At 41.7% G+C, this 14,263-nt stretch carries 13 protein-coding genes and 1 tRNA gene; 11 read left to right on the top strand and 3 right to left on the bottom strand.

Going from position 1 to position 14,263, the window contains the following annotated elements:
• Positions 1–18 precede the first annotated feature (18 nt).
• Entirely contained in the window at positions 19–1,359 is a 1,341-nt protein-coding gene (locus ACXADT_RS07920) for a sodium-dependent transporter (RefSeq protein WP_474834094.1), read from the bottom strand.
• Positions 1,360–1,659: 300 nt separating this feature from the next.
• Here ACXADT_RS07920 and yugI point away from each other — a divergent pair, with 300 nt between their 5' ends.
• Complete coding sequence (gene yugI / locus ACXADT_RS07925) at positions 1,660–2,073, top strand: S1 domain-containing post-transcriptional regulator GSP13 (RefSeq protein ID WP_270179832.1); 414 nt, start codon at positions 1,660–1,662, stop codon at positions 2,071–2,073.
• Between the two features lie 40 nt (positions 2,074–2,113).
• On the opposite strand, the gene ACXADT_RS07930 is transcribed toward yugI, so the two are convergent.
• On the bottom strand, positions 2,114–2,344 hold the full coding sequence (locus ACXADT_RS07930) for a DUF378 domain-containing protein (protein ID WP_270179831.1): 231 nt from the start codon (positions 2,342–2,344) through the stop codon (positions 2,114–2,116).
• A 160-nt stretch (positions 2,345–2,504) separates the two neighbouring features.
• On the opposite strand from ACXADT_RS07930, the gene ACXADT_RS07935 reads away from it, so the two are divergent.
• From ACXADT_RS07935 to ACXADT_RS07945, 3 genes are all read left to right on the top strand, one after another.
• Complete coding sequence (locus ACXADT_RS07935) at positions 2,505–3,668, top strand: iron-containing alcohol dehydrogenase (RefSeq protein WP_474834096.1); 1,164 nt, start codon at positions 2,505–2,507, stop codon at positions 3,666–3,668.
• A gap of 222 nt (positions 3,669–3,890) precedes the next feature.
• The gene (locus ACXADT_RS07940; protein ID WP_474834098.1) at positions 3,891–5,258 is read left to right on the top strand and encodes a glucose-6-phosphate isomerase; all 1,368 of its coding nucleotides are present in this window, start codon (positions 3,891–3,893) and stop codon (positions 5,256–5,258) included.
• Positions 5,259–5,364: 106 nt separating this feature from the next.
• Positions 5,365–5,775 carry a YugN-like family protein gene (locus tag ACXADT_RS07945; RefSeq protein ID WP_270179828.1) on the top strand — a complete coding sequence of 137 codons (411 nt, stop codon included), beginning with the start codon at positions 5,365–5,367 and terminating at the stop codon, positions 5,773–5,775.
• On the opposite strand, the gene ACXADT_RS07950 is transcribed toward ACXADT_RS07945, so the two are convergent.
• The gene (locus ACXADT_RS07950) at positions 5,766–6,758 is read right to left on the bottom strand and encodes a potassium channel family protein (RefSeq protein ID WP_474834100.1); all 993 of its coding nucleotides are present in this window, start codon (positions 6,756–6,758) and stop codon (positions 5,766–5,768) included. The two genes, ACXADT_RS07945 and ACXADT_RS07950, sit on opposite strands and share 10 nt — an antisense overlap.
• A 119-nt stretch (positions 6,759–6,877) precedes the next feature.
• Here ACXADT_RS07950 and ACXADT_RS07955 point away from each other — a divergent pair, with 119 nt between their 5' ends.
• From ACXADT_RS07955 to ACXADT_RS07985, 7 genes are all read left to right on the top strand, one after another.
• Positions 6,878–7,192 (top strand): YggT family protein, encoded by a 315-nt coding sequence (locus tag ACXADT_RS07955; RefSeq protein ID WP_270179827.1) that lies wholly within the window; start codon positions 6,878–6,880, stop codon positions 7,190–7,192.
• A 159-nt stretch (positions 7,193–7,351) separates the two neighbouring features.
• A tRNA-Ala gene (locus tag ACXADT_RS07960) sits at positions 7,352–7,424 on the top strand.
• 415 nt (positions 7,425–7,839) lie between these two features.
• Positions 7,840–9,810 (top strand): lipoteichoic acid synthase, encoded by a 1,971-nt coding sequence (gene ltaS, locus ACXADT_RS07965; protein WP_474834102.1) that lies wholly within the window; start codon positions 7,840–7,842, stop codon positions 9,808–9,810.
• Positions 9,811–9,999: 189 nt separating this feature from the next.
• Complete coding sequence (locus tag ACXADT_RS07970) at positions 10,000–11,298, top strand: APC family permease (RefSeq protein ID WP_474834104.1); 1,299 nt, start codon at positions 10,000–10,002, stop codon at positions 11,296–11,298.
• Between the two features lie 22 nt (positions 11,299–11,320).
• Complete coding sequence (locus tag ACXADT_RS07975) at positions 11,321–11,548, top strand: DUF5385 family protein (RefSeq protein ID WP_474834106.1); 228 nt, start codon at positions 11,321–11,323, stop codon at positions 11,546–11,548.
• 80 nt (positions 11,549–11,628) lie between these two features.
• Positions 11,629–13,155 (top strand): multicopper oxidase family protein, encoded by a 1,527-nt coding sequence (locus ACXADT_RS07980; protein ID WP_474834108.1) that lies wholly within the window; start codon positions 11,629–11,631, stop codon positions 13,153–13,155.
• A gap of 115 nt (positions 13,156–13,270) precedes the next feature.
• The gene (locus tag ACXADT_RS07985; RefSeq protein ID WP_474834110.1) at positions 13,271–14,263 is read left to right on the top strand and encodes a F510_1955 family glycosylhydrolase; all 993 of its coding nucleotides are present in this window, start codon (positions 13,271–13,273) and stop codon (positions 14,261–14,263) included.

A 14,263-nucleotide genomic window follows, 5' to 3' on the forward strand; every position in this document is an offset into this window, starting at 1 on the left:
TATACATGATTTCGTAAATTAATATGAAAGTAGTGATGTAATCAGTACGATCGTGATCGCAGCTGGGACAAAATAGCGAATCAGTACGTACCAGATCGGGAAAATGGTTTTTCCGATTTTTGAGCTCATCATCACTTCATTCGCGAGGATGTCTTTTTTCATCTTCCACGATACGAAGATGGAGATGAATAATGCGCCGATCGGCATCAGCAAGTTACTCGCAAGAAAATCCATCACATCGAATATCCCTCTTCCCAAAAGAGAGACTTCCGCAAATACCCCGAACGAAAGGGCAGAAGGTATTCCAAGAAGGAAGATGAAGAACCCAGAGATCCAAGCTGCTTTTTTCCGATTTCCTTGTCGTTTCGTGACAGTCGAAACGATGATCTCGAGCAGAGAGAACGCCGAGGTTAACGTTGCGAACAAAAGCAGTGCCATGAACGTACCTAGGAAAAGGTTTCCGAACGCCATCTGATTAAAGACGGCTGGTAGTACGGTGAAGATCAGTCCAGGTCCACTCGAAGGTTCGAAGCCAAATGAAAATACGGCTGGGAAAATCGCGAGACCTGCAAGAAACGAAATAAAAATGTTCAAGCCTACAACGGAGAAGACCGATCCTGTAATATTCGAGTTCTTATCGAGATAAGAACTGTACGTTACCATAAGGGAAATCCCGACACTGAGAGCAAAGAATGACTGGCCAAGTGCATCGAGCACGCCTTCAGCAGTCAGTCTTGAGAAATCTGGTTGAAGGAAGAAAGCCACACCTTCTATCGCGTTCTCAAGTGTAAGAGATCGAACAACAAGTACAATAAAAAGGATAAAAAGTGCTGGCATCATGTACTTACTCGCTGCTTCGATTCCTCTCTTGATGCCGAATTGAACAACAGAAATCGTAATGGCTAGAAACGCCGCCTGGGATAACAGAGCGGTTGCTGGATTTCCGATGATGGATTCAAATAGAGAGCCATACACGTCATTTTCGAGGCCAGTTAGTGACCCTGAGAAACTTCTTAGTAAGTATGTTAAAACCCATCCGCCGATAACGCTATAAAACGAAAGAATGATAAATGAAGCTACAACTCCAAGGTATCCTAGTGCTTTCCACTTTGGATTTCCTGAAATGTCTTCGTAAGACGCTACCGCATCTTTCTGTGAATGTCTTCCTACTACAAATTCTGCAAGGAGCATAGGCGCTCCAACTAAGAATGTGAAAAGTAAGAAAATAAGGAAGAAAGCTCCTCCGCCATTCGTACCTGCCATGTAAGGGAACTTCCATAGCGCACCGAGCCCGATTGCTGATCCTGCTGATGCTAGGATGAACCCGAAGCGGGAAGACCATTGCTCGTTCGTACTCATATTGTCACCTCTATTGTAATAAGTCGCATTTACACACTATAGCCAACAGTTCATCCAGCGTCAATATCAAAAAATTCTGTTATGATTTACCACTTCGCAGTAAAGCAGGTATGACTGGATTTATAGCGGATATTCTTGTTAAAATAGTTTTGAAAAAAGTTTGAGAAACGCCATATTCTCTCTCTTGATATTCCCTATTATGAACGGTATGATTCTAGTGAGTACAAATCGTGTCTTTTGTTTTAGAAGGAAATCTGTGTTATACTAGTTAAGTTGAAAAAATTTGTTAGGAGTGTTTTCATGGCAGAACAATATAACGTCGGTGATATCGTAGAAGGGAAGGTAACAGGTATTAAGCCTTTTGGTGCTTTCGTAGCAATCGATGACCAAAAGCAAGGTCTTGTTCACATCTCTGAAATTTCTCACGGCTACGTAAAAGAAATCGAAGAACATCTTTCAGTAGGAGACGAAGTTAAAGTTAAAGTTCTTAACATAGAAGAAGATTCTGGTAAGATCTCTCTTTCTATCCGTGCTACTCAGCCGAAACCTGAAAGACAAGAAAAGAAACCTCGTCCAGCTAGCGGCGGTAACAAGAAGCAACAGCAACAAGCTTCTTCTCCACAAGGTTTCAACACGCTTGAAGACAAGCTTAAAGACTGGTTGAAAGAGTCTAACGACCGTCAAGCGCAACTTAACAAACGTCTTAAGAAGTAATGACTAACGAAGAAGGCAGCCAACATGGCTGCCTTCTTTTTTAGGTTGTGGAACGATCAGGTTCTCTTGATAGTTCTTCTGTTGGCTTGAATAAGAGTGTTAAGCAATAAAGACCACTAAGTCCTACAAGACCATACACGATTCGAGCCAGTGCCGTGTTCTGCCCTCCGAAGATGGCTGCCACAAGGTCGAACTGGAAGAAACCGATCAGCCCCCAGTTGATCGCTCCAATAATAACAAGTGCAAGAGTAAATCGTTGTAGAGTACTCATGAGTATACCTCCTTTAGTTCTACATAGGTGTTCTTGTATAAGATAACTCCATTTTGAAATGTTATACCTTTCACAAAAAATATTGCCAAACAGATTTCTTTATTTTAGTACAGAGTTAAGGCATAATAAGACGTGATTTAGCTTGAAAGGAGAGAAAGCATTGAATAACTTTACTTTTCAAAACCCAACGAAACTAATCTTCGGAAAAGGGCAACTAGAGGCCCTGAAGACAGAAATACCGCAATACGGTAAGCGTGTCTTAGTCGTTTACGGCGGAGGAAGCATTAAGAAGAACGGCATTTACGATAACGTGATGAATATATTGAACGAGCTTGGCGCAGAGGTTTCTGAGCTAAGCGGTGTAGAACCGAACCCTCGTCTTACAACGGTACACAAAGGTGTCGAGATCTGTAAGAACGAAGGCATCGATTTCATTCTTGCTGTTGGTGGCGGTAGTGTGATCGACTGCACGAAAGCAATCGCTGCTGGTGCAAAATACGATGGCGATGTGTGGGACTTCGTAACGAAGAAAGCTGCTCCTGAAGCTGCACTTCCGTTCGGAACGGTTCTAACACTTGCAGCAACTGGATCTGAAATGAACCCAGGTTCTGTTATTACAAACTGGGAAACGAATGAGAAGTACGGCTGGGGTCACCCACTCGTTCATCCTCAATTCTCAATCTTAGATCCAGAGCATACGTACTCTGTACCTACAGACCAAACGGTTTACGGTATGGTGGATATGATGTCACACGTACTTGAGCAATATCTCCATTCCGAAACGGACACAGAGCTACAAGAAAACATGCAATTTTCTGTACTGAACACGATTAAAGATGCAGCACCTAAGCTACTTGAAGATCCAAAGAACTACGATCTTCGCGCAACAATTATGCTAAGTGGTACAGTTGCTCTTAATCAGTCTTTACAAATGGGCGTTCGCGGTGACTGGGCTGCTCACAATATCGAGCATGCTGTTTCAGCTGTATACGATATTCCACATGCGGGTGGTCTCGCAATCCTATTCCCTAACCTCATGAAACATGACCTTGAAGTGAACGTAGAAAAATTCAAGCGTCTTGCAGTTAACGTGCTAAACGTTAGTGAAGAAGGTAAAACAGATCGAGACATCGCTCTTGAAGGAATCGATAAGCTAAGCGAATTCTGGACAAGCCTTGGTGCACCAAACAGACTAGCTGACTACGACATCGATGACACCAAGCTAGATTTAATCGCAGATCGCGCGATGGCAAATGGTGCTTTCGGTAACTTTAAATCACTTGAGCGTGATGATGTTATGGCGATTCTAAAAGCTTCACTATAAAAAATGTGGAAAGGCCGTTCGATCAGAACGGTCTTTTTGTTTGTAAAAGCAGCTTGTAATATTTTTCGTAAGTGGCTAATTTTAACAAGTAATTCGTCATTTAAAAGAAAAATTCAAAGCGTAATCGCTTACATGGGTCAGTCTTCTTGATTTAAAATTCTTCTTTCGATAAAGTGAAGATGAACATCTATAACGAACAAAATTCGATATTGGAGGCTAACCATGACTTCAAAAGTAAGTTTTGATTATTCAAAAGCATTGTCGTTTGTCGGCGAACATGAAGTAACATACATGGCGGATGCAGTAAAAGCTGCGCATGAAGCACTACATAACCAAACAGGAGCTGGAAATGACTTTCTAGGCTGGCTCACACTTCCTCATGACTATGACAAAGAGGAATTCTCTCGCATCGAAAAATCTGCAGAGAAAATCAAATCAGATTCTGACGTTCTTCTCGTTGTAGGAATCGGTGGCTCATACCTTGGTGCACGTGCTGCGATCGAGATGTTAAACCACTCTTTCTATAACACGCTAGCAAAAGAAGAGCGCAAAACACCTCAAGTTTTCTTTGTAGGAAACAACATTAGCTCGACGTACGTGAAAGATCTCTTCAGTCTTCTTGAAGGAAAAGACGTTTCCGTTAACGTGATTTCTAAGTCAGGTACTACGACTGAGCCTGCGATCGCATTCCGTATCTTCAGAAAGTTCCTTGAAGAAAAGTATGGCGTTGAAGAAGCAAGAAGACGCATCTATGCGACTACGGATAAAGCGAAAGGTGCACTAAAAACACTTGCAGACGAAGAAGGCTATGAAAGCTTCGTTATTGCTGATGACGTTGGTGGACGTTACTCTGTCCTAACAGCTGTTGGACTTCTTCCGATCGCAGTAAGCGGCATTTCGATTCAAGACATGATGAAAGGTGCACAAGACGCTGCAGATGATCTTAACACGCCTGATCTTGCGTCAAACGAAGCGTATCAGTATGCGGCGGTTCGTAACGCGCTTTACAACAAAGGCATCAACATCGAGCTTCTCGTGAACTATGAGCCATCTCTTCACTACTTTGCTGAGTGGTGGAAGCAGCTCTTCGGTGAAAGTGAAGGAAAAGACAACAAAGGGCTATTCCCAGCATCCGTTGACTTCTCAACTGACCTTCACTCGATGGGTCAATACGTTCAAGACGGACGTCGCAGCCTATTCGAAACGGTTCTTAACGTAGAGAAAGCACGTCACGAGATCACAATTGAAGAAGATGACAAGAACCTTGATAAGCTGAACTACCTTGCTGGTGAAACGATGGACTACGTGAACCAGAAGGCGTTCGAAGGAACGTTGCTTGCACATACAGATGGTGGCGTACCGAACTTAATCGTCAACATCCCTGAGCTTACTCCTTATCACTTCGGTTACCTTGCATTCTTCTTCGAGAAAGCATGTGCGATATCCGGTTACCTTCTAGGCGTGAATCCATTCGATCAGCCAGGAGTAGAAGCGTACAAGAAGAACATGTTCGCTCTTCTAGGGAAGCCAGGATTCGAAAAAGAAAAAGCTGAGCTTGAAGATCGTTTGAACTCAATGGGAAATGAATAAATAGCGAAGAGAGTGCCGAGGCACTCTCTTTTGTTTTATCATCACATGAATTTCTCTTTGTTTGGATACGATAAACGTAGACCACTTATACAGGGAGGAAGAGACCATGATTGAGATGGACTCCGTACTTGAAGGAAAAACGATTGAACTCAGCATTATGGAAGATAAATTACGACAGCTCGGCTATAGCTACGGCGGTGGCTGGGAGTATGACCACGGCTATTTTGATTATAAAATCGATGATGAAGACGGGTACTTGTATCTCCGTGTTCCGATCAGAGCTGTGAAGAAAGAGCTTGGTGTGGATGGCGCGATCGTCCAGATCGGTCAGCCGTTCATGCTTCACCATATGTATCAGGCTGGTGTTGACCCGGGCGGAAACATTGGAAACATCACCGCTTCGTTCAATCAGTTTCAGGAACCTGTCGATAAGGACGCTGAAATTGACGAGAAGTGGATGAAATATGGCGAACGCTATGTGAAGCAGCTCGAGGCTGCGCTTATGCCTTATGTGTGAATCACAAACAGGCGATCTTCCTTATCGATCGTCGTAGAAGGAGTGGGGTTCATCATCAATTCAGAGCCCCTTTTTACTCCAATGAGTAAAATATCCTCTTCGTTCATCCGCTGTGCTGCATCACAAAACGATTGTCCTGCGTATCCCTCTGCATTAAGAAACCCAAGCTGATTCGGCTTTAAGTGATCCAGCATCTCGAGGAGCGTTGTTGAAATACCATGAGAATAGACGCTATTGATCATCACTGTACTAAGTAGGTGCGCACTCTCAATAATTTCATCAGCCCCAGCTCTCTTTGCATTGGCCATTTGTTCAGGTGATAGAATCTCAACGATCGTATACACATCAGGATTGATTCCTTTTACAGTAAGAAGCGTCAACATTGTCTGCATGTCGACTTCAAGCTCACTTTTGTACTGGTCCGCCGTTATCAGCACTGTCTTAGCATCCTTTACATTCGCTTTTTTGAATGTCGTATCTTCTCCGGGATGTCCTCTTACAAAATGAACGCCTTCTGCTTGCAGTGGATTTTCATGAAGTGAAAAATCGATCAACACGATCGACCGTTCTGGTTGATGCTTGAGCATATGATTGATCGTATGATTGCTTCTTGAATTCCAACCGACCACAATCAAATGATTGCTCTTTTCATAACTCCGTTCCCCTCTGCTCAATGCACTTTGAGAAAGAACAAAGCTTGACGCAAGCTTCGCCATATAAAACGTCATAAATCCCGCACCAAACATAATAAAGAACATGGCAACAACTTTACCTAACCTGCTTTCAGGTGAAACGTCTCCATACCCGATCGTCGAAGCCGTCACGATTGCCCACCAGATTCCTTCAAAGATATTCGGAAAAATCTCCGGCTCGATCAAATGCATGATAAAACCCATGAAGCATAAAATGAAGACAATAAGAAATCCTAACTGTAATATAAGTGGATAGCGCGATATATAATTAATAACATCTCGAAAATTCAAGTAGAACGTCTCCCTTCTCATCCCCATTATGTCCACTTATCACTGGAAAAAAACGACACGTGTGCACGAGCTTCATACGGGGTAAAGAAAAGAGACGACTGGTCAAAAGGGTGATAACAATGGAACAAAGACGGAAACCGTCATTTTTAATAGCTCTTATTCGATTTATAGTGGGCATCGTAGAAGCAATCATAGGGCTGCGCATCTTACTGACGCTGTTCAGCGCCAATCCCTCAGCGCCTTTCGTGCAGTTGATCTATGACTTATCCGAACCACTGCTCTATCCGTTTCGAAATATCTTTCCGACACGAGAATTCGGAGACCAATTTGTGATTGAGTTCTCGGCTGTGTTTGCACTTATTATTTATAGCATTATCGGTTCTATTCTGGTGAGAGCGATCGTTGCACTTGAATCAGGAGCGGGGAAACGGTAATAGAGGAAGGACGTCGTGGAAGCGGCGTTCTTTTTTTATATGTAATAGGGCAGCCGCAATTGCATATTATTGGAGAATAGTACTTGATGGATGTAAGCCGTTTCAGTATAATGAAAACTAGTTGGAAAACAGTTTGTTGGACTACCAACATCACAATACGGGGCATTAGCTCAGCTGGGAGAGCGCTACACTGGCAGTGTAGAGGTCAGCGGTTCGAGCCCGCTATGCTCCATCGATATAAAAGTACCCCTCTTGCAAAAGCAAGAGGGGTACTTTTTTGTTTATAAATTCGACTTCCATTCGTGGTAATTATTAGGAGGGTTTCTATAATGAAATCCTCTTTTTTATATTCATTTAATGTAAAAGCCAATAATTCAGTCAATCACTAAACTTTCCTTTTAACTATAAGAAGAGCAAGGATCTAAAAGGCTTCGGCGGTATCGATTATCAAAATGATTCCCTGAAATCCACTAGCTATTTCGAAAACTTTTAGCAATATCTACTCAAAAATTTATTAAATACATCCTTCAATACATATTTGACATTAACTCAATATGGTCGTATCATACTCGAGTATTAACCATTATCCAATTAATTTACATTTATTTCATAAATCATATTAAGCGGTGCATTCCGCTAGGAGGCTGATGACAGTCATGTTTGAACAATTAAAAGGCCAGTTGAATAAGCCGTGGACATTGTTCTTTGGCGTCATTCTATTATTCTGGTTAAAAACCTATTCAATCTATCAAACGGAATTTGAATTGGGTATCAAGAACGGTATTCAATCATTTTTACTTTTATTAAATCCAATAAGTTCATTATTGTTCTTCTTTGGGTTTGCATTATTCTTTAAAGGACGTAAACGATTGTGGGCAATGCTGATTATTGATTTCTTGCTCTCATTTGTCCTTTATGCAAATGTTGTTTACTATCGATTCTTTAATGATTTCATTACGTTACCAACCGTGATGCACTCGAATGATGCAGGAGAGTTAAAAGACAGTGCATTTGCGTTGATGCAATTTACAGATGTTTTCTACTTTATTGATACACTGCTAATCCTTGGGTTGATCCTGTTTAAAGTTGTGAAACCACAGGCACCATTGAGAAGAAAGAAGATCGCGATGATCTTTGCATCAGCAGCAGTCTTTTTTGTAGTCAATCTTGGTCTAGCTGAGACGGATCGTCCGCAGCTTCTGACACGTTCGTTTGATCGTACGTACCTTGTGAAGTATCTTGGACAGTTTAACTATCAAGTCATCGATGCAGTTAAAACAATTAAATCAAACTCTCAAAGTGCTTTAGCGAGCAGTGATGATTTAACAGAAGTAATCAACTTTGTTGAAGCAAACAGAACGGAACCGAATCCTGAGTACTTCGGTAAAGCTGAAGGCATGAATGTGGTTTATATTTCACTCGAATCCCTCCAAAGCTTTGTGATTGGAAAAGAAGTGAATGGAAAAGAAGTAACACCGTTCTTAAATAGTCTCGTTGAAGATCAGAACACGTTCTATTTTGATAACATTTTCCAACAAGTTGGACAGGGGAAAACGTCTGACGCAGAATTTATGTTGGCGAATTCACTTTATCCGTTACCAAGTGGATCTGTAGCGATGGAGAAAGCGCGTAATACGTATCAAGCGCAGCCTGCGATTCTTGAACAAAAAGGCTATTCAACTTCTTCTCTACACGGAAACGGGAAAACGTTCTGGAACCGTGACGAAATGTATAAGTCATTTGGTATTCAGAAGTTCTTTGACTCAAGCTACTATGATATGAACGAGCAGGATGTTCATAACTATGGTCTGAAAGATAAGCCATTCTTTAAACAGTCCATGCCTTATCTTGAAAGTCTAGAGCAACCGTTCCATGCGAAGATGCTTACGCTATCGAACCACTTCCCATTTACAATGGATGAGGGAGATGTTGATTTCCCTACACCTGAAACAGATGATGCAGTGGTAAATGGTTACTTCCAGACGGCGAAATACATGGACGAATCGATCGAACAATTCTTTAATGACCTGAAGAAATCTGGTCTTTATGATAATACGATGATCGTCATGTATGGAGATCACTATGGTATTTCGGATAACCACAACAAAGCCATGAGTGAAGTAATGGATAAAGAAATCAATCCGTACGAAAATGCACAATTGAAGCGTGTGCCACTTTTCATTACCGCACCTGGGCTTGAAGGAATGCAGGTACACGAATACGGCGGGCATATCGATATTCGAGACACTGTTCTTCACTTGTTAGGTGTAGAAACAGATGAGTTCATTTCATTCGGTTCAGATCTTCTATCAGAAGATCACCGTGAAATTGTACCGTTTCGAAATGGTGACTTCGTAACACCTGAGGTCACTTCAGTAAACGAAAAATGCTACGAGAATCCTACAGGTGAAAAAGTAGATGGTGAAGCATGTGAACAGCCTGGCAAGTTTGTCGAAGAGTCTCTTGAACTCTCTGATAAAGTTGTTTACGGCGATCTCCTGCGCTTCTACAATCCAGAAGGTTTCGAGCCCGTTAATCGTGAAGATTACAACTACAATGTTAATCAACTAGATCCTGAAAAAGAAGCACCACAATCACAAGAAAAACAGAAGAAGTAAGCCCTACTTGATAAAAAGGTTCCGATCATCGCATGATGATTGGAACCTTTTTTATTATTAGATATGTTTTAACGTTCTTTATAAGATTTCACCTTTTAGGTTATGCAACAAGGAAATGTAAAAAATGCATGAAATCTGCATAAATGGTGGGAAGGAGCTAAGAGAGAGAATGATAGTGGGGTGAGAGTATTGGGAGAATACAAAGAAAACAGTTTGTCTTTAATAGGAGCAATTGGATTAGGGACCGGGGTCATGATCAGTGCAGGAATCTTCGCCTTACTTGGTCAAGTGGCAGAACTTGCGGGTATTTGGTTTCCACTGATTTTTATTGCAGGTGGGATTGTCACAGGGTTTAGTGCTTATTCATATGTGAAGATGAGTAACGAGTACCCTTCAGCAGGCGGAATCGGAATGTTTCTTGTTAAAGCCTACGGAAAGGGGACGTTGACTGCATCAGCTGCTATGCTGATGGCTGTTTCAATGGTGATCAATCAAAGCCTTGTCGCTCGAACCTTCGGTACGTATACGCTGCAGATGTTTAACGTCGACGAAACAAGCTATCTTGTGCCTGTGCTAGGGGTTGGCTTGTTGTTATTTGCTTTCTTAGTAAACATCTCGGGGAACAGTTTTATTCAAACATTTACTTCGATTGTGTCGCTATTAAAAATACTTGGCTTAGTCATTTTTGCAATGGGAGGATTATGGGCCGCAGGTTTTTCCATTACTCCTGCAGAAGGTGGCAGCGGAACACCTGAATCTACTTTAGCTAGCATCATAGCCGCAGTTGCATTAACGATTCTATCGTTTAAAGGTTTCACGACCATCACGAATAGCGGTTCGGAGATCGTAAAGCCAAAAAAGAACGTGGGTCGAGCGATTATCGCTTCAATCCTTATCAGCTTAGTCGTTTATCTACTCATTGCATGGGCAGTATCGAGTAACCTGCCGCTAAGTGACATTATTACGGCAAAAGATTATTCCTTAGCGGAAGCTGCAAGACCCTCGTTTGGGGAATATGGTGTTTGGTTTACGGTAGCGATCGCAATCATAGCAACGATTTCTGGAATTATCGCAAGCGTGTTTGCAGTTTCTCGAATGCTCGCGATGTTAACAGATATGAAGCTGATTCCACATAAGCACTTCGGTATGCCAGGGCGTATTCAAAAGCATACGCTCGTCTATACTGTTGTCCTCGCAATGGTATTAGCAGTTGTATTCGACTTAAGCAGAATTGCTTCTGTAGGTGCGATTCTTTACCTCGTGATGGATATGATCGTTCATTGGGGAGTCTTTAAGCACTTACGAGAAAAAGTAAATGCTAAAACAGGAATCGTGCTGACTGCTTTAACGCTCGATGCGATTGTACTAGTCGCATTTATGTGGGTGAAAGCGACGACTGACTGGTTGATCGTCGCAGTTTCGATTGTGTTTATTGTATTCATCTTTATCGGTGAACATTTTTTCTTAAAGTACAAAAGTGAAGAGTAAGTCAAATAAGGAGTGAGACAATATGATGAATGGCGGTGGAATGGGTGGAATGGGAGGCGGCTTCTTTGGTTTCGGTCTTCTCTTGATTCTTATTATCATTGCGATCGTTATAATTGTTTTTTGGATGATGAAACCGAGATCGCGTAATTCTCCTTCAACGAACTCAAATGAAACGTTAAAGGCGCGTCTCGCGAAAGGTGAGATTTCGGAAGAAGAATATGACCGTTTAAAAAGAAAGCTGAATGACTGAGGTAATGGAGTTCATCTTGAAAGGTGAGCTCCTATTAACGTGGCGATAATTATAAACGAACAATATAGAGGTGAAATGGAATGAAACGAATCGTTATCGGATCGCTCATGATTGTCATTCTACTGATTATAGGAGGAGCGGTTTTCATTAACTCTCCCTTTTCTAGTAGTAGCGATTCTACTTTACCAGATGGTGTGAAACAAGGGGAGACAAGTATTCTTGAAGTGAATGCACAAGAACCAGAGGATCGGTCTGTGAAGGAATTCGATCTCACCGCGGAGAAAACGGAATGGAATATCGGTGGTGGTGAAAAAGTAAATGCCTGGACCTACAACGGTACTGTGCCTGGTGAGCCTTTGCGCGTTACGGAAGGAGACTACGTTCGTATTCACCTGAAGAACGAACTAGAGGTTCCGGTTACGATTCACTGGCATGGGATGATTCTGCCAAATAATATGGATGGTGTCCCAGGATTAACGCAGGATGCTGTGCAGCCGGGTGAGTCCTTTACTTATGAATTTCTTGCAAACGATGCAGGAACGTACTGGTACCATTCTCATCAGCATAGCTCCAAGCAGGTAGATAAAGGTCTCTATGGTTCGTTTGTTATTGAAGAGAAACAGAAAGAGTATGACAAAGACGAGTTTTATATGCTTGATGAATGGGCCGTAAATCAGGAGAAAAGAGATATCACGAACATGGGCGGTATGATGAAGGGTGCGATCTCAGGAAACGGTGAATCTGATACAGAACAAATGTATGATACGTTTACAGTGAATGGAAAAGCGGGACAGGCCATTGAACCACTTGTAATGAAAGAAGGAGAAACGGCTAGGTTACGATTTGTGAATGCAGGTTACCAGCAGCATCAATTGGTTTTTCCAAAGAATTCTATGAAAGTGATGGAAGTGGATGGTGAAGAAGTTAAGAATGCGGATCGCACCTCGAGCGTGCTGGAAATTGCTCCAGGGGAACGAATTGACGTAGCATACACGAGACAGACTAGTGAACCTAGAGTCATTCAAGAAAACGCTAATGAAGAACATGCAGATGATATAATTATTCCAGTGGTTTCTAGTAGGAATGATGATTCTGTGCAAAGCAATCGATCCCCTTCATCATCCGAAGTGGCAACTGGCACTTCATTTGGAAGTGAAGAAATCATTTTTGAAGAAGTACCTGAGCCGGACGTGACGTATAACATGGATTTAAACATGGGGATGGATATGGGGGATGGCGTAGCTTTTCAAATCAATGATCACGTGTTTCCAGAAACGCCTCCTATCAGTGTAATAGAAGGAGATATCGTGAAAGTAAAGATAACGAATTCTGGTAATATGAATCACCCTATGCATTTGCATGGGCACAGGTTTCAAGTTGTTGCAAAGAATGGAACCAACTACGATGCCCCGATTGTAAAAGACCTTCTCCATGTTAAGCCTGGAGAAGAATACACGCTATATTTTAAAGCTGACAATCAAGGAGAATGGCTGTTTCACTGTCATGATAATAACCATGCTGATCGTGGAATGGTAACCATTTTAGATTATGATGGAGTCTATTCACCATTTGAGCTTGGTGGAGAGCAAAAAAACCAGCCGAATTAAGGCGTGAGAAGCGGAGGGCACCAAAGCGGGTTACCAAGTCTAATAAACAAATGTAAAAGTCTTTGCACAAAAAATCCATATTTTATTGTTAAAGTAGATGAGGATGTTTACTTCAATGCAAAAGGATGATTATGATTTGAAAAAGAAAACGTTGATTGTTGTAGGAACAGCAATCCTTTTAGTAGGTGCAGGATGTCAAAATAATGAGGAATCGAAAGCTGAAGACAACACGGAAGTCGTTCAAGAAGAACAATCAGATAAACTGGTTTCTTTAACTGAATCAAGCTTTTATGGTGAACTAAAAAATAAGAAAATCGAGCATGTCCATGGAATCGGATATCCAGGGGATCGGAATGAATTGATGATTGCGACTCATAATGGTCCGATCATTTATTTCGAAGATTCCTGGTATGCAGCGAAAGATAATAAAAATGATTACATGGGTTTTAACGCAGTTTCTGACGGTTTTTATAGTAGCGGCCACCCAGGAGAGGGATCTGACCTTCCTAATCCACTCGGTTTAATCAAGAGTACAGATAGAGGAAATACAATCAATGAGTTAGGTTTCCAGGGAGAATCAGATTTTCATTATCTTACTGTAGGTTATGAGAGTCATGCCATTTATGCAGTGAATCAGCAAAAGAACAGTGAGATGGATATCGGGGTCTACTTTAGTGAAGATGCAAAAGAATGGGAGCCAGTTGAATTGAATGGCGCACCTGATCGATTATCGGGTATAGCGACGCACCCAGTAGATTCAAACGTATTAGCCTTAACATCACCTGAAGGCTTATATGTTTCAAGTGATAAAGGAAGTTCGTTCGACCGAGTTACTGATGAAGTATCAGTTAGCGCTGTTTCTTTTATGGAAAATCAACTGATTTATGCTAAAGAGAATAATAAATTAGTCATTCAAGAGTTAAGTAACGGAGATGAGCAGGAACTCGCGATGCCAAGTGATGAGATCGAGACGATCGATTTTATAGCAGTCAATCCTCAGAATGAGGAAGAGATTGTTTTTCATACGACAAGTGAGTCGATTTATAAAACAACAAATCTCGGTGAAGAATGGAATGCACTCGTTAAGAATGGAGAGATTGTTGAGTAA

Source organism: Anaerobacillus sp. ABR4_321, from assembly GCF_056158505.1.